The sequence below is a fragment of the Streptomyces pseudogriseolus genome (assembly GCA_002154585.1).
Lineage (GTDB): Bacteria > Actinomycetota > Actinomycetes > Streptomycetales > Streptomycetaceae > Streptomyces > Streptomyces pseudogriseolus.
The window spans coordinates 1-14,501 of sequence record MUNG01000349.1 but is presented as its reverse complement, the minus strand read 5'-3'; the positions used below and the strand labels follow the sequence as shown (position 1 = coordinate 14,501).

At 70.7% G+C, this 14,501-nt stretch carries 17 protein-coding genes and 1 tRNA gene; 12 read left to right on the top strand and 6 right to left on the bottom strand.

Features of this window, described 5'->3' with window-relative positions; all coding sequences use genetic code 11:
• The 8 genes from CCN29_RS26925 to CCN29_RS26890 form a co-directional block, all read left to right on the top strand.
• The coding region (locus CCN29_RS26925; protein ID WP_086685145.1) for an FtsK/SpoIIIE domain-containing protein at window positions 1–925 on the top strand (925 nt) is incomplete at its 5' end.
• A gap of 87 nt (window positions 926–1,012) precedes the next feature.
• The gene (locus tag CCN29_RS26920) at window positions 1,013–1,711 is read left to right on the top strand and encodes a DUF2637 domain-containing protein (RefSeq protein WP_086685142.1); all 699 of its coding nucleotides are present in this window, start codon (window positions 1,013–1,015) and stop codon (window positions 1,709–1,711) included.
• 12 nt (window positions 1,712–1,723) lie between these two features.
• Window positions 1,724–1,903 (top strand): mobile element transfer protein, encoded by a 180-nt coding sequence (locus CCN29_RS26915; RefSeq protein ID WP_086685139.1) that lies wholly within the window; start codon window positions 1,724–1,726, stop codon window positions 1,901–1,903.
• Window positions 1,904–1,919: 16 nt separating this feature from the next.
• Window positions 1,920–2,075: a hypothetical protein gene (locus CCN29_RS26910; protein ID WP_086685136.1), complete on the top strand. Its 156-nt coding sequence runs from the start codon at window positions 1,920–1,922 to the stop codon at window positions 2,073–2,075.
• Between the two features lie 20 nt (window positions 2,076–2,095).
• Window positions 2,096–2,401: a SpdD-like protein gene (locus CCN29_RS26905; protein WP_086685133.1), complete on the top strand. Its 306-nt coding sequence runs from the start codon at window positions 2,096–2,098 to the stop codon at window positions 2,399–2,401.
• An 87-nt stretch (window positions 2,402–2,488) separates the two neighbouring features.
• Window positions 2,489–3,835, top strand: coding sequence for a replication initiator (locus tag CCN29_RS26900; RefSeq protein ID WP_086685130.1), 1,347 nt, complete (start codon window positions 2,489–2,491; stop codon window positions 3,833–3,835).
• On the top strand, window positions 3,825–4,007 hold the full coding sequence (locus tag CCN29_RS26895) for a helix-turn-helix domain-containing protein (protein ID WP_031020012.1): 183 nt from the start codon (window positions 3,825–3,827) through the stop codon (window positions 4,005–4,007). The genes CCN29_RS26900 and CCN29_RS26895 overlap by 11 nt, the downstream gene beginning before the upstream one ends.
• Window positions 4,007–5,176, top strand: coding sequence for a site-specific integrase (locus CCN29_RS26890; protein ID WP_086685127.1), 1,170 nt, complete (start codon window positions 4,007–4,009; stop codon window positions 5,174–5,176). The genes CCN29_RS26895 and CCN29_RS26890 overlap by 1 nt, the downstream gene beginning before the upstream one ends.
• A gap of 97 nt (window positions 5,177–5,273) precedes the next feature.
• On the opposite strand, the gene CCN29_RS26885 is transcribed toward CCN29_RS26890, so the two are convergent.
• From CCN29_RS26885 to CCN29_RS26875, 3 genes are all read right to left on the bottom strand, one after another.
• Window positions 5,274–5,347: transfer RNA gene (locus tag CCN29_RS26885), tRNA-Pro, on the bottom strand.
• A 47-nt stretch (window positions 5,348–5,394) separates the two neighbouring features.
• Entirely contained in the window at window positions 5,395–6,150 is a 756-nt protein-coding gene (locus tag CCN29_RS26880) for a Pr6Pr family membrane protein (protein WP_086685124.1), read from the bottom strand.
• 116 nt (window positions 6,151–6,266) lie between these two features.
• Entirely contained in the window at window positions 6,267–7,190 is a 924-nt protein-coding gene (locus CCN29_RS26875; protein WP_006132539.1) for a metallophosphoesterase, read from the bottom strand.
• Window positions 7,191–7,317: 127 nt separating this feature from the next.
• Between CCN29_RS26875 and CCN29_RS26870 the strand changes: the two genes are divergently transcribed.
• On the top strand, window positions 7,318–7,782 hold the full coding sequence (locus CCN29_RS26870) for a GatB/YqeY domain-containing protein (RefSeq protein ID WP_006132540.1): 465 nt from the start codon (window positions 7,318–7,320) through the stop codon (window positions 7,780–7,782).
• A 101-nt stretch (window positions 7,783–7,883) separates the two neighbouring features.
• Here the strand turns inward: CCN29_RS26870 and CCN29_RS26865 are convergent, their stop codons facing one another.
• Complete coding sequence (locus CCN29_RS26865; protein WP_031062725.1) at window positions 7,884–10,172, bottom strand: transglycosylase domain-containing protein; 2,289 nt, start codon at window positions 10,170–10,172, stop codon at window positions 7,884–7,886.
• Between the two features lie 428 nt (window positions 10,173–10,600).
• Between CCN29_RS26865 and wblA the strand changes: the two genes are divergently transcribed.
• Window positions 10,601–10,939 carry a transcriptional regulator WblA gene (gene wblA / locus CCN29_RS26855; RefSeq protein WP_019527064.1) on the top strand — a complete coding sequence of 113 codons (339 nt, stop codon included), beginning with the start codon at window positions 10,601–10,603 and terminating at the stop codon, window positions 10,937–10,939.
• 385 nt (window positions 10,940–11,324) lie between these two features.
• Here wblA and bagB read toward each other — a convergent pair whose 3' ends face one another.
• Together bagB and bagA are read right to left on the bottom strand one after the other, a co-directional pair.
• The gene (gene bagB / locus CCN29_RS26850; protein WP_086685121.1) at window positions 11,325–12,734 is read right to left on the bottom strand and encodes an ATPase BagB; all 1,410 of its coding nucleotides are present in this window, start codon (window positions 12,732–12,734) and stop codon (window positions 11,325–11,327) included.
• A gap of 85 nt (window positions 12,735–12,819) precedes the next feature.
• The gene (gene bagA, locus CCN29_RS26845; protein ID WP_006132544.1) at window positions 12,820–13,797 is read right to left on the bottom strand and encodes an ATPase BagA; all 978 of its coding nucleotides are present in this window, start codon (window positions 13,795–13,797) and stop codon (window positions 12,820–12,822) included.
• A gap of 128 nt (window positions 13,798–13,925) precedes the next feature.
• Here bagA and sp36 point away from each other — a divergent pair, with 128 nt between their 5' ends.
• Complete coding sequence (sp36, locus tag CCN29_RS26840; RefSeq protein WP_003975360.1) at window positions 13,926–14,087, top strand: Sp36 family protein; 162 nt, start codon at window positions 13,926–13,928, stop codon at window positions 14,085–14,087.
• On the top strand, window positions 14,084–14,501 hold a 418-nt coding region (locus CCN29_RS26835), incomplete at its 3' end, for a RidA family protein (RefSeq protein WP_086685118.1). The genes sp36 and CCN29_RS26835, both read left to right, overlap by 4 nt.

Below are 14,501 nucleotides of genomic sequence, written 5' to 3'. Positions count from 1 at the left end.
CGTCCGGCCCCCTCGTCGGCGGCTGCGGACCGAACCGCTGACCCTGCCCCTGGCACTGCGTGAGGACGGACACTGGCACGTCCGGGACTTCCGCACCGTGCCGCACGAACTCATCCTCGGCGCAACGCAATCGGGCAAGTCCGTGTACCTGCGCAACCTGCTCTGCGGGCTGGCCCGGCAACCCGTCGCACTCGTCGGCATCGACTGCAAATGGGGCGTCGAACTGGCGCCCTTCGCGCCCCGGTTGTCGGCACTCGCCGATACACCGGACCGTGCCAACGACCTCTTTGACGTCCTGGTGGACGAGATGGAGGCACGCTTCCGCCTCATCGGCATGAGGGGCGGGGCCGGTCCGGATGCCGTGCTCACCTCGGACGTCTGGGGCCTGCCGGAGAAGGCGCGGCCGGTGCCGGTCGTGGTCGTCGTCGACGAGGTCGCCGAACTCTTCCTCGCCGCGAGCAAGGACGACGAGAAGCGGCGGGACGCCATGGTCACCAAGCTCATCCGCCTCGCTCAGCTCGGGCGCGCGGCCGGTATCTATCTGGAGGTGTGCGGGCAGCGCTTCGGCGCTGAACTCGGCAAGGGCGCCACCATGCTCCGTGCCCAGCTCACCGGTCGGGTCTGCCATCGCGTCAACGACGAGACATCCGCCAACATGGCCCTCGGCGACATCGCACCGGAAGCGGCGCTGGCGGCCACCAGGATCCCGGCCGAACGACCCGGCGTCGCGGTCGTCGGTGACTCCTCCGGCGGCTGGTCCCGGGTCCGCTCACCCCACCTCACCCTCGAAAACGCGGCGGCCGTCTGCCGCGACACCTCGGGCCTGATTCCGGTACTGCCCCGCCTGGACACCTTCCGCCCCGTGGTGCCGCAACCTTCCGCTGCTCCCGTCGTGCAGCCCGCCACGCGCCCGGTGACCGGGTAGCCGCACTTCCCCTCCAACGGTCGGCGTGACCGCCTCACGCGCCAAGTCCCTACCCCTGCCATGCCCCAACCGAAGGAGCCCGAGCCGATGCGTGCCCACCTGGCCCGCGTGGACGCCGTGATCGTGCAGGCCGTCATCGCCGGTGCCCTGTCCTTCTCCCACCTGCACGACGTCGCCGCGGCGGCCGGACAGGACGGCTGGAAGGCGTGGGCCTACCCCGTGAGTGTCGACCTGCTTTTGGTCGCCGCCTGGCGTCGGATGCGCCAGTCACAGCGAGCGGGTCAGGCGGCCAGCGGTCCGCGGCTGTGGTTCCTCGTAGCCCTGGCCGCGTCCCTCGGCGCCAACGTCGCCACGGCCGGCCTCCTCGACCTGGACGACGTACCCGCCTGGCTTCGTGTGATGGTCGCGGGCTGGCCGGCTGTCGCGTTCTTCGGCGGCACGCTGCTGGCTCACGCTCCGCACACCGCGGAAGGGCCCGCCGCCTCTCCCTCGACGGACGCGGTAGCGGCTCCTGACGGCGATTCGTCCGGCGTGGAGGGGCCCGATCACAAGGTTCCGTACCCCGCCGACCCCGAACCGGCTTCCGAGCCTGCTGCCACCCCGGCCACCGTTCCCGCCCCGGCGCCTGCTCCAGCCGTCGCCCTGCCGCCCGCGCTCGTCGACCTCGTCCGGGCCCTGGCCGACGAACACCGCTCGGCCACCGGCCACCCCGCCGACCCCGACGCCGTCCGCACTCGGCTCGGCCTGCCCCCGTCCATGACCGCATCCGTCGCCGCACACCTCTGAGAGGAGCCCACCGTGAACCGCCGTTTCCGCAACCTCCGACGCATCGGCCCCGTCAATGTCGCCTCCTACGTCGAACGCGGCCGGAACCGCCACCTGGCTGCCTGCACCGCTCCCCGCTGCGACTTCTCCGCCGAGTACGACAGCCGTGCCGCCGCCGAACTCGCCGCCCGTACCCACTGCTGCCCGGCCTGACAGGAGACCACCCGACATGGACGTTCCGCTCTGGCTCGCCCTGCTCGTCGTCGGCGTCCTCGGCGTCAAGCTCATCCGCCCGCCCTGGTGGCTCATCGCCGTCCTGCTCATCGGCGGCTACCTCCTCGCCGACAGCCTGCTCGCCCCCGTCATCGACCCCGCCCTCAAGTGACCCGCGAAGGGAGACCGCTCATGTTCCGACGGAAGGTCCCGACCATGCCGCAGCCCACCGGCCTGACCACCCCGCCCGCGGTCGTCGAACCGACCGCAGTCACGCCGCACGCCCCGGCCCCGGCATCGACCGCCGCCACCCCAGCTCCGAACCGTTCGGTCGTCCAGCTCACGCCGGGCACCGTGCTCGCCCTCGTCGGCGGCGGCACCGCCGTGGTCCTGGTCGTCGGCGCCGTCCTGGTCTCCATGCTCCTCGCCGTCGCCCTCACCGCCGCATCCGTGGGCGTGTGTGCCATCACCGTCCGCTCAGTCATCGCCCGTCGCTGACACCACCGCCCCGGCCTCCCGGCCTTTTTGCACTGTCTAGCCCCCTCGACAAAACCACCGCAAGCCCACGTAAGGAGGACCCCGCACATGACTCCTGCGGCTCCGACCGCAGCTATCCGCCAGCTGGCATTCCTCGCCCGGCACGGCGACCTCAGCGCCTACGCCCACCAGATCCAGCGCCTCGGCGGCTGCGAGCGGCCCATCCGAATGGAGGGTCACCGGCTCGACGTCCATGCCGCCACCGGGGAGATCGTCCGGGAGATCACCGACCGCGACCTCCCGGCCGGACAGCTCCTCATCCGCTGCAACAACCGCCGCGCCACTCGGTGCGCCTCGTGCGCCGAGGTGTACCGCAAAGACACCTTCCACCTCGTCACGGCCGGTTTGAGCGGCGGCAAAGGCATCGGCCCGGCCGTGGCCCAACACCCGCGCGTTTTTGCCACCTTCACCGCACCGTCCTTCGGCCCCGTGCACAACCGCCCCGGTGGCCGGTGCCGCTGCGGACGCCTTCACCCGGACGACGACCCCGCCCTCGGCACGCCCTTGGACCCGGACCGATACGACTACCGCGCGGCCGTCCTGTGGAACGCTCACGCGGGGAAGCTCTGGGGCCGCTTCACCACCTACCTGCGCCAGCACCTCGCCTCCCGCGCGGGCCTCAGCCGCTCGGCGCTGCGTCACTGCCTCAAGGTCTCCTACGCCAAGGTCGCCGAGTACCAGCGGCGCGGCGCCGTCCACTTCCACGCCGTCATCCGCCTCGACGGCCCGGACGGCGCCGAGGACGCCCCGCCGGCCTGGGCCACTACCGAACTCCTCACCGATGCGATCCGCTGGGCGGCCAGGGAAGCCGAGGCACCCGGTCCGGTCCTCGACAGCCGCGCGTACACCTTCCGCTTCGGCGACCAGTTCGACATCCGCCCCATCCGCTCGGCCGACTTCGCAGGCAGATCGGAACTGTCCAGCCGCGCCGTGGCCGCCTACATCGCCAAATACGCCACTAAGGGCGCAGAGACCGCGGGCACCCTCGACTGCCCCATCCGCAACCCGATCACGGACCTGATCGGCTCCGACGTCACCGACCACGCCCGGCGCCTTATCCTCACCTGCTGGCGCCTCGGGGCGCTCCCCGAGCTGGAAGACCTCCGCCTGCGCAAGTGGGCCCACATGCTCGGCTTCCGCGGCCACTTCTCCACCAAGTCCCGCGCCTACTCCGTCACCCTCGGCGCCCTCCGCCAGGAACGAGCCGACCACAACGAAGCACTGGCCCGCGAACGCGCGACGAAGGCCAGTTACCCCCTGCCCGACCCGGACACCGTGCTCGTCCTCTCGCACTGGCGCTTCGCCGGCACCGGTCTCACGGACGCAGAAGCCGTTCTCGCTTCCTCACACTCCGCTTCTCACAACGCAGAAGGAGAACCTGACCGTGCGCGATGACGAACTGCTCACCGTCGCCGAGGTGATGGCCCGTCTCAGGCTCGGCCGGTCCACCGTGTACGACCTGATCCGCACACGACGGCTTCCCTCGGTCACCATCGGCCGATGCCGGCGTATCCCGGCCTCCGCCCTGGGCGACTTCATCGCGGAACAGATGGAGCGTGCGGCCTGATGACCAAGCGTCGGAGCCGCGGGGATGGCGGCCTGCACTGGGACGAGAAGCGGCAACGGTGGATCGCCACGGCGAACCTCGGCTTCGATCCGAGCGGCAAGCGGATCGTCAAGCGGGGGAGTGGCAAGACCAAGACGGAGGCGAAGAACAAGCTCAAGGAGGTGTTGCGGGACCACGAGGACGGTCTTGCGATCGCGCCCACCAACTACACGGTCGAGGACGCGGTGACGGACTGGCTCACTTACGGCCTGGCCGGTCTCGACCCGCGCACCGTCGAGACGACGACGCTGCTGAGCCAGAAGCACGTCATCCCGTCACTCGGCGCACGCAAGCTCCGCGACCTCAGCGCGGAGGAATTGGACCGCTGGCTGGCTGCCAAGGCGAAGACGCTCAGTACGCGCACGCTCCAGGCGATCCACTCGTGCCTGAACCGTGCGGTCAAGCGGGCCATGGCTCGGGACAAGGTGAAGCGGAACGTCGTCGAGCTGTGCTCGGTGCCCCAGGGGCAAGCGGGGCGCCCTTCCAAGGCGCTCACCTTCGCCCAAGCCGAAGCCGTGCTCAAGGGGGCCGAGGGGACCTCGATGTACGCGTACATCGTCGTCGCCCTGCTGACCGGTGCCCGTACCGAGGAACTGCGGGCGCTCACCTGGGACCACGTCTTCCTCAAAGGCAAGCCGGACGCCGATCCGCCGCAGCCTCCGCACATTGCGGTGTGGCGCTCGGTCAGGCGGGGCGGGGACACCAAGACTCGAAAGTCCCGGCGCACGCTCGCTCTGCCGGCGCGCTGCGTCGAAGCCCTGTGGCAGCAGTTCGAGGATCAGGGGTGGGATCGATTGGCGGCCGGCGACAAGTGGGAGGAACACGGACTCGTCTTCTCCTCGGCCGTGGGCAAGCCGCTGGACGCGGCCAATGTGCGCCGTGCCTTCCGGCAAGCGCTCAAGGGCATCGACGGGATCAACCCCGACGAGTGGACGCCCCGGGAACTCCGGCACAGCTTCGTGTCCCTGCTGTCCGACCGTGGCGTCCCACTGGAAGTGATCTCACGCCTTGTGGGGCACTCGGGGACCGCCGTAAACGAGGAGGTCTACCGGAAGCAGATCCGGCCCGTGATCCAGACCGGTGCCGTGGTCATGGACGGGATCTTCGGCGCTGATCCGCAGCGGCCGTAGGCACGCGGGACGCGGTAGTCACGCAGATAGACACGCACACGAAAACAGGTGAGGCACCTACTCACATGAGTAGGTGCCTCACCTGTTGTTATGGCTGTCGGGGTGGCGGGATTTGAACCCACGACCTCTTCGTCCCGAACGAAGCGCGCTGCCAAGCTGCGCCACACCCCGGTGTCGCTGCTGTCGCGGCGACGACGTTTACTTTAGCCCACTGGTGGCTAGAGACGAAATCTGGTTTTGGGGCGGGTGTGGTCCAGGGCCACCAGCAGGACCGCCACCGCGTAGATCGCGAGGCCCACGAGCAGCGCGTTGGCGAGCACGCTCCGGTAGCCGTGCCGGGCGACGTCGAGGAACGGGTAGAGGTAACGGGCGGCGGTGGAGCCAGGAAGCAGTTCGCCGCGGGTGAGGGTGAAGGCCAGGTAGGCCAGCGGGTACAGCAGCCACGTCGTCGCCTGGCGCAGGTGCATGCGGGCCGGCGGGGTCAGGACCAGCCAGTCCAGCAGCGCGGCGACCGGCAGCACCGTGTGCAGCAGGTGGCCCGCGACCGGCTCGAGCCATGCCGCGCCTCCGCCGGAGCCCGCCGTCATGGCGTAGGCCGGCGCTGCGTCCGCGAGGGCGATGTGGTGGACCAGGGACGCGACGACCACGTACAGGAGCGCCGCCCCCGTGACGGCGCCCGGCAGGGGATGGCGGGCCGTCCACGCCCGGCGCGCCGAGGCCAGCGTTACCAGGGCCAGCAGCACCGTGCTCTGGATCACGAAGTAGCTCAGGACCCGGGTGGGGCTGCCGAGGAGGACCTCGATCAGTACGGCCGCCGTGGCCAGCACCGCCAGGGCCAGCCGGTACACCGCGGTCAGCGGGCGGCGCACCGGCGGTACGACGGCTCGGGCGGGGACGACGGAGGGAAGCACCTGCGGAGCCGTCCGCGGGAGGGCGGGGATGTCCGGGAGGTCCCTGGGTATCGGCGCGGTCATGCCCCCAGCGTGGGCCGGGGGCGGCGACGCGGCGACGTGGCGTGGGCCGGTCGGGTTATCCCACCGGCCGGCGGCTCAGTCGCTCAACATCAGACTCAGCAGCTCAGCGCCAGCCCTCAGCGGCTCACCAGCGTCAGCAGCGTTGCCTCCGGCGGGCACGCGAAGCGCACCGGCGTGTAGCGGCTGGTGCCGCAGCCCGCCGAGACGTGCAGGTACGACCTGTGGCCCTCCGCCGTGTGCGTGGACAGGCCCTTCACCCGGTCCGTGTCCAGGTCGCAGTTGGTGACCAGGGCGCCGTAGAACGGGATGCACAGCTGCCCGCCGTGCGTGTGCCCCGCGAGGATCAGCGGGTAGCCGTCGGCCGCGAACGCGTCCAGCACGCGCAGGTACGGCGCGTGCACGACGCCCATCGAGAAGTCCGCCCCGGCCGACGGGCCGCCGGCCACCTCCGCGTACCGGTCCCGCTTGATGTGCGGGTCGTCCAGTCCCGTCAGCTCGATCGACGTGCCCTCGATCTTCAGGGTGCCCCGCGTGTTGGTCAGGTTGAGCCAGCCCGCCGAGTCGAAGCCGTCCCGCAGGTCCTCCCACGGGTTGTGGACGGCGTCGACGACCGGCGGGTTGCCGTTCAGGCCGTGGCGGCCCTGCACCTTCTCGACCAGGTAGCGGGCGGGGTTGCGCAGCCGGGGGCCGTAGTAGTCGTTGGAGCCGAAGACGTACGCGCCGGGGAACTCCATCAGCGGGCCGAGCGCGTCCAGGACCTCGGGGACGCCCTCGGGGTCGGACAGGTTGTCGCCCGTGTTGATCACGAAGTCGGGGCGCAGTCCGGCCAGGGAGCGCAGCCAGCGCTGCTTCTTGCGCTGGCCGCCGACCATGTGGATGTCGGACACCTGCAGCACGCGCAGGGGGCGCATCCCGGAGGGCAGGACGGGGACGGTTACCCGTCGGAGGCGGAAGGAGCGGGCCTCGAAGCCCGCGGCGTACAGCAGTCCGGCGGCGCCGGCCGCCGTGATTCCCAGGGGGATTCCGTATCGCGCGCGCATACGCCCATCGTGTCAGACCCTGACGGTCCCTCCGTACACGCGCCACATTCCGCGTCTGCTCACAACCACCCTCGAGGCCCCGCAAATCAGCAGGCGCCGCTTCCCCCGCACCTGCGACAATCAAGTCATGACCACGCTCAAGTCGAAGCTGCAGGATGACCTCAACGCCGCGATCAAGGAGCGCGACGAGCTCCGCTCCTCGACGCTCCGGCTGACGCTCGCCGCGATCACCAAGGAGGAGGTCGCGGGCAAGGAGAAGCGCGAGCTCTCCGACGACGAGGTGCAGAAGGTGATCGCCCGCGAGGCCAAGAAGCGCCGTGAGGCGGCGGACGCCTTCGCGCAGGGCGGCCGCCCCGAGCAGGCCGAGCGTGAGAAGGCGGAGGGCGAGGTGCTCGCCGGCTACCTGCCCAAGCAGCTGTCCGACGACGAGCTGAACGCGATCGTCGCCCAGGCGGTCGAGGAGGCCCGCGCCGCCGGCGCCGAGGGGCCGCGCGCCATGGGCGCCGTCATGAAGATCGTGAACCCGAAGGTGGCCGGCCAGGCGGAGGGCGGCCGGGTGGCCGCCGCCGTGAAGAAGCTGCTCGCCGGCTGACCCGGACACCGGAACGAGAACAGCGAGAACGGGGTGCGGCCCCTTCCCTGGCGAGGGAAGGGGCCGCACCCCGTTGTCACGTGACGGGCGGGTGACCGCCGTCAGTCGCGTCCGCCCGGGCCGTTCCCCGGGCCCTGGATGAAGCCCTCGGGGATGGAGAACTCCGGGTCGGGCTCGCCTCCGCCGTTGCCGCCGTCACCGCCCCCGTTGCCGTTGCCTCCGTTGCCGTTGCCGCCGTTGATCAGGCCGCCGATGAAACCGCCGTCGCCGTTGCCGTCGTCGTCGCGGTCACGGTCGGGGTTCTCGGGCTTCTTCGGCTTCGGGTCCGGGATGTGCACCGGGACGAAGGACTCCGCCTCCTTGCCCTCCAGGGCGCCGGTCATGGCGTCCTTCCAGATGGGGCCCGGGGTGTCGGCGCCGTAGACGAGCTCGTGGTAGACGCCGCCGATGGTGATGTCCTGCATCTTGACCTGCTGGGTGGCGCTGCCGACCCAGACGGCGCCCGACAGGTTCGGCGTGTAGCCGACGAACCAGGCGTTGCGCCGCTCGTCGGTCGTACCGGTCTTGCCCGCGTTGTCCCGGTCGCCGAGGCCGGCCTGCTGGCCGGTTCCGGAGTCGACCACGCCCTTGAGCAGGGCGTTGATGGTGTCGGCCGTGTTCTCCGACATGGCGCGGGAGCAGGAGGACTTCGGGACCTCGAGGCTCTCGTTCTTGTTGCCCACCCGCTGCGTGACCGACTCGATCGCGATGGGCGTGCAGTACATGCCGCGGTTGGCGAAGGCGGCGTACGCGGACGCCATGGTCAGCGGCGAGACGGACTCCGTGCCCAGCGCGATCGACGGGACCTGGGGCATCTTCTTGCCGCTGCCCTGCCGTACGTGCAGCTTCTCGGCCATCTCGGCGACCGGGCACAGGCCGATGTCCGCGACCATCTCGATGAAGTAGGTGTTGACCGAGAGGGCCATCGCCTCCTTCAGCTGGTACGGGCCCTTCTCCGACTCGTTCTCGTTCGGGATCTTGGCGCTGTCGTCGTTCGTGTAGGGCTTGCCGCACGTCTGGATGGGGCTCGGGACCGTCAGCTCGTACGGCGACGGGTACTCCTGCGTCGGCGGGCGGCCCGCCTCCAGGGCGGCGGCGGCCACGAACGGCTTGAACGTCGAGCCCGTGGGGAAGCCGGCGCTCGTCCCCATCTCGTAGTTCACCGAGTAGTTGATCTCGGTCTCGTGCTCCTTGGCGTTGGAGCCGTACGGCTTCGACTGGCCCATCCCCACGATCTTGCCGGTGCCCGGCTCGACCAGGGTGGCCGCGGCCGCGACCTCGTCGCTCTTGTTGACGTGGTCCTTCAGCGACTGCTGGACGGACTCCTGGGCCTGCGGCTCGAGCGTGGTGCGGATGGTGAGGCCGCCCTGGTTCCACAGCTTCGCCCGGGTCTGCTTGTCCTTGCCGAAGACCGGGTCGTTGAGGAACACGTTCCGGACGTAGGCGCAGAAGAAGCCGGCGCCCTTGACCGCCGTCGTGCAGCCGTTCTGCGGCCTGCTGACCTTGAGGCCGAGCGGGGAGCGCATCGCCTCGGCCGCCTGCTCGGGCGAGATGTCGCCGACCTCGGCCATCCGCTTCAGGACGACGTTGCGCCGCTTCTTCGCCTCCGCCTCGTCGTTCACCGGGTCGTAGCGGCTCGGCGACTGGACGATGCCGGCGAGGAGGGCCGACTCCTGGAGGTTGAGGTCCTTGGCGGGCTTGGAGAAGTAGCGCTGGGACGCGGCCTCGACGCCGTAGGCCTGCTGGCCGAAGAACGTGATGTTCAGGTAGTTCTCGAGGATCTTCTTCTTGCCCAGCTCCTCCTCGACCTGGATCGCGTACTTCAGCTCCTGGATCTTGCGGCCGATGGTCTGCTGGGTGGCCTGCGCGACCTTCGTCGGGTCGTCGCCGGCCTCCTCGACGAAGACGTTCTTCACGTACTGCTGGGTGAGCGTGGAGGCGCCCTCGGATACCTCGCCGCTGCGCGCGTTCTTGTTGAGCGCGCGCAGGACGCCCTTGAGGTCGATCGCCCCGTGCTCGTAGAAGCGCGAGTCCTCGATGGCGACGATCGCCTTCTGCATGTACGGCGAGATGTCCTTGAGGTCGACCACCGTGCGGTCGCGCGAGTAGACGGTGGCGATGAGGCCGCCGTCGGCGTCGAGGATGGTGGTGCGCTGGCTCAGCGGCGGCGTCTTCAGGTTGGCCGGGAGCTCGTCGAAGCTCTCCACCGACCCCTTGGCCGCCAGGCCCAGCGCGCCCACGGCGGGCAGTGCGATACCGGCCATGACGGCACCGGCCAGGACACTGACACCGAGGAACTTGGCGGCCTGCTGCGTGGGAGACAGACCACCGCCCGAGCGCTTCTTTGGCATGGGAGCAGCCTACGTTCTCATTCGCCGGACAAGCGTATATGCCTTGGCCTAAGCTGCACTCAACTGTCACAGCAGTGAGGCCACGTATCAATACGTCCGGCGACCCCGAATCGTTCCGGATCCTCTCGACTTTCTTCGTACGAGTTCGGTCGAGGAGCGTGGAGACCGTGTCCGGATCGCCTCGTGTGTCACACGATGCCCGTTGTGACGCAACTGAACTGACCTGAAATGCCCGATTCGTTACGCATGTCGCCCCCTCACTCCCCCGGGTGATCTGCCGCTTACCCATAGTCCGTTCGGACCATTCAAGATTGGGCCCGCTGGGGGTGTTGCGCTGTGCCCACCTTCCGTAACGTCCTCAACTGGCGGCGGTGAATATGCCGCTGCCGCCGTGGGGGAGCCTCGATTCGGGAGAGGACGGCGCCGGTATGGGCTGGGTTACCGACTGGAGTGCGCAGGCTGCCTGCCGCACTACCGATCCGGATGAACTGTTCGTTCAAGGAGCAGCGCAGAACAGGGCCAAGGCGGTGTGCACCGGCTGCCCGGTGCGCACGGAGTGCCTGGCCGACGCGCTGGACAACCGCGTCGAATTCGGCGTGTGGGGAGGCATGACGGAGCGTGAGCGCCGTGCGCTGCTGCGCCGGCGGCCGACCGTGACCTCCTGGCGCCGGCTGCTGGAGACCGCGCGCTCGGAGTACGAGCGGGGCACGGGTGTCGTGCCGCTCAACGACGACCAGGTCTACGAGGACTACGCCGCGGTGAGCTGAGAGCGGAGAGCTCCTGGTGGTGCCCGAGAGCGGGCTTACGTAGGGGCGCCTTCGGTGGTGGGCGGCGCGGTGGAGAGGCCTGGGGTGCCCTGTCGCGTCCCGTTGTGCCCCGTCGCGCGTAGGGGCGTCCCTGTCAGCTGGGGCGTGCGCGGGTGCTTGAGGGCCCGGCCGCGGTGGTGCGTTGCGCGCGGTGACGCCTGAGGCGCGCGCCGGCGCGCAGGGCGTACGCGTGGCCGCCGACCGGTGCGCGGAGCGCGCGCGGAAAGCGGGGCGCGCGGAAAGCCGCCCCGCGCAGCTCGGAGCCGCTCGGAGCCGTCGGCTGCCGCTCGGGACGAGCCCGCGCGCGAGTCGTCACCGCCGGGAGAGGGACGCCCAAGAGCGCCTCTCAGGGCGTGTCGGACAACTCCGTGCGCCCGACGGCCAGCCGTTCGCCGATGTCGCGCAGGCCCGCGAGGTCGTGGACGTCGCCGGGCAGGGCGGCCACCTCCGTCATCGCCACCTCGGGGTGGAGCGCCGTGAAACGGTCACGCGTCCGCCGCTCGCGCGCGAGCAACTGCATCCGCTCCGCGTGCAGCCTCAGCAGACCGGCGGTGAGACGCTCCACGGAGTGCTCGGCATCCGTGTCGCCGTCCCCGGCCGCCGCGTCCGTCGAGGTCGGGTCGTCTTCGGGAGCCGCGTCGGTGACGTCCTCGGTGGCGGGGGAGCCTCCGTCGGTGACGTTACGCGCCGATGATTCTGAACTGCCGTACGTGTCGGGAGAGTTACGAAGTCCAGCTTTCCCGTCCGGCTGATCCACAATGCGGGAGTCCTCAAGATTTTCCGCCGCCGCCAGCGCCCGCTCGGCCGACAGCCGGCCGGCCCCGCTGCCGTGCACCCGGTTCAGCACCAGGCCCGCGAGCGGCATGTCCTCCGCGGCCAGCCGCTCCACGAAGTACGCCGCCTCCCGCAGCGCGTCCCGCTCCGGGGCCGCGACCACCAGGAACGCCGTCCCCGGCGCCTGGAGCAGCTTGTACGTGGCGTCCGCGCGCGTACGGAACCCGCCGAACATGGAGTCCATCGCCGCCACGAACGTCTGCACGTCCCGCAGCAGCTGTCCGCCGAGCACCTTGCCGAGCGCGCCGGTCATCATCGACATCCCGACGTTCAGGAACTTCATCCCCGCACGGCCGCCCACCTTGGCCGGCGCCAGCAGCACCCGGATCAGCTTGCCGTCGAGGAAGGAGCCGAGCCGCTTGGGCGCGTCCAGGAAGTCCAGCGCGGACCGCGACGGCGGGGTGTCGACCACGATCAGGTCCCACTCGTCCCGCGACCGCAGCTGCCCCAGCTTCTCCATCGCCATGTACTCCTGCGTGCCGGCGAAGCCCGCGGAGAGCGACTGGTAGAAGGGGTTGCCCAGGATCGCGGAGGCCCGCTCGGGGTCCGCGTGCGCCTCGACGATCTCGTCGAAGGTGCGCTTCATGTCGAGCATCATCGCGTGCAGTTCGCCGCCCGCGGAGTCGTCGATGCCCTTCACCCGGCGGGGGGTGTTGTCGAGGGAGTCGATGCCCATGGACTGGGCGAGCCGGCGCGCCGGGTCGATGGTGAGCACCACCACCTTGCGGCCCCGCTCCGCCGCCCGCAGGCCCAGCGCCGCGGCCGTGGTCGTCTTGCCGACGCCGCCCGAGCCGCAGCACACCACGATCCGGGTGTCCGGGTTCTCGATCAGCGGGTCGATGTCCAGCGCGCGGGCGGGCGCCAGGTGCTCACGGCCCGGGTCCTCGTCCTGGTCCTGCGCCGGTTCCGGACGACGGTTCATGACATCCCCTGTTTCAGGTGGGTCCGACTCGTGACGGGGGCGACGCGGTGGCGCGGGTGACGGTCCGAGGAACGGGTGCGGCCGCTCATGACACGCCCTGTCCGCGCAGCTTCCGCGCCAGCGCGTACAGCCCGGCCAGGTCCATGCCCTCGGCGAGCAGGGGCAGTTCGTGCAGCGGTACGCCCAGCTCCGCCAGTACCGCACGCTGCTCGGTCTCCAGCGCGTACCGCTCGGCGTACTCCTCCGCCTGCGCGAGCAGCGGCTCCACCAGCCGCTCCGCGTGCCCGCCGCGCCGCGCGCCGCCGAGCCCGGCCGAGGACAGCGACCGCGCGACGGCGGAACGGGGGACGCTCCCGACGAGCTCCAGGTCGCCGGCGCCCAGCACCTGGGGGCGCACCATGTTCACGATGACCCGCCCCACCGGCAGCCGCGCCGCGCGCAGCTCCGCGATGCCGTCCGCCGTCTCCTGGACCGGCATCTCCTCCAGCAGGGTCACCAGGTGCACGGCCGTCTCCGGCGACTTCAGCACGCGCATCACGGCCTGCGCCTGATTGTGTATCGGGCCGATCTTGGCGAGCCCGGCCACCTCGTCGTTGACGTTGAGGAAGCGGGTGATGCGGCCGGTCGGCGGCGCGTCCATCACGACGTAGTCGTAGACGAACCGGCCGCCGCGGTCCTTGCGCCGCACCGCCTCGCACGCCTTGCCGGTGAGCAGGACGTCACGGACGCCGGGGGCGATGGTGGTGGCGAAGTCGATCGCGCCGAGCTTGCGCAGCGCCCGGCCGGCGCTGCCGAGCTTGTAGAACATCTGGAGATAGTCCAGAAGGGCCAGTTCGGGGTCGATGGCGAGGGCGTACACCTCCCCGCCCCCGGGAGCGACGGCGATCTTCCGCTCCTCGTACGGCAGCGCCTGCGTCTCGAAGAGCTGCGCGATGCCCTGCCGGCCCTCGACCTCGACGAGAAGCGTCCGCTTCCCCTCCTCGGCCAGGGCCAGCGCCAGAGCGGCGGCCACCGTGGTCTTGCCGGTTCCGCCCTTGCCACTCACGACCTGGAGCCTGCTCACGTCTTCGAGCCTAAATGCTCACCGCGCGTGGCGGCGGCTCCGGGTGAGGTTCCCGCCTCCGTGTGCCGTCCTGGGCGGGCGCGACGGCGACGCGGGCGGCGGGCGCGGCAGCGGCTAGAGTCGGCCGCATGACCAAGTGGGAATACGCGACTGTGCCGCTTCTCGTCCACGCGACGAAGCAGATTCTGGACACCTGGGGCGAGGACGGCTGGGAGCTCGTCCAGGTCGTGCCCGGGCCGAACAACCCCGAGCAGCTGGTGGCCTACCTGAAGCGCGAGAAGCAGGCATGAGCGGCGCCGTCGAGTCCCGGCTGGCCGAGCTGGGCCTGAGCCTGCCCGAGGTCGTCCCGCCGCTCGCCTCGTACCAGCCGGCGGTCGTCTCCGGCCGGTACGTGTTCACCTCCGGCCAGCTGCCGATGGTGGACGGCAAGCTGCCGGTGACCGGCAAGGTCGGCGCGGAGGTCACCGCCGAGGAGGCCAAGGACCTGGCCCGCACCTGCGCGCTGAATGCGCTCGCCGCGGTCAGGTCCGTCGTCGGCGACCTGGACCGCGTCGCGCGCGTCGTGAAGGTCGTCGGCTTCGTCGCCTCCGCCGCGGACTTCACCGGGCAGCCGGGCGTCGTCAACGGCGCGAGCGAACTCCTGGGCGAGGTGCTCGGCGACAAGGGCGTCCACGCCCGCAGCGCGGTCGGCGTCGCGGTCCTGC

What these genes read in the sequence shown, in the direction of transcription:
- CCN29_RS26865 (WP_031062725.1), bottom strand. Translation starts at nt 10,172, where the DNA reads ATGCCAAAGAAGCGCTCGGGCGGTGGTCTGTCTCCCACGCAGCAGGCC.
- sp36 (WP_003975360.1), top strand. Translation starts at nt 13,926, where the DNA reads ATGACCAAGTGGGAATACGCGACTGTGCCGCTTCTCGTCCACGCGACG.
- CCN29_RS26870 (WP_006132540.1), top strand. Translation starts at nt 7,318, where the DNA reads ATGACCACGCTCAAGTCGAAGCTGCAGGATGACCTCAACGCCGCGATC.
- CCN29_RS26900 (WP_086685130.1), top strand. Translation starts at nt 2,489, where the DNA reads ATGACTCCTGCGGCTCCGACCGCAGCTATCCGCCAGCTGGCATTCCTC.
- CCN29_RS26875 (WP_006132539.1), bottom strand. Translation starts at nt 7,190, where the DNA reads ATGCGCGCGCGATACGGAATCCCCCTGGGAATCACGGCGGCCGGCGCC.
- CCN29_RS26920 (WP_086685142.1), top strand. Translation starts at nt 1,013, where the DNA reads ATGCGTGCCCACCTGGCCCGCGTGGACGCCGTGATCGTGCAGGCCGTC.
- CCN29_RS26910 (WP_086685136.1), top strand. Translation starts at nt 1,920, where the DNA reads ATGGACGTTCCGCTCTGGCTCGCCCTGCTCGTCGTCGGCGTCCTCGGC.
- CCN29_RS26905 (WP_086685133.1), top strand. Translation starts at nt 2,096, where the DNA reads ATGTTCCGACGGAAGGTCCCGACCATGCCGCAGCCCACCGGCCTGACC.
- CCN29_RS26880 (WP_086685124.1), bottom strand. Translation starts at nt 6,150, where the DNA reads ATGACCGCGCCGATACCCAGGGACCTCCCGGACATCCCCGCCCTCCCG.
- CCN29_RS26890 (WP_086685127.1), top strand. Translation starts at nt 4,007, where the DNA reads ATGACCAAGCGTCGGAGCCGCGGGGATGGCGGCCTGCACTGGGACGAG.
- bagB (WP_086685121.1), bottom strand. Translation starts at nt 12,734, where the DNA reads ATGAACCGTCGTCCGGAACCGGCGCAGGACCAGGACGAGGACCCGGGC.
- wblA (WP_019527064.1), top strand. Translation starts at nt 10,601, where the DNA reads ATGGGCTGGGTTACCGACTGGAGTGCGCAGGCTGCCTGCCGCACTACC.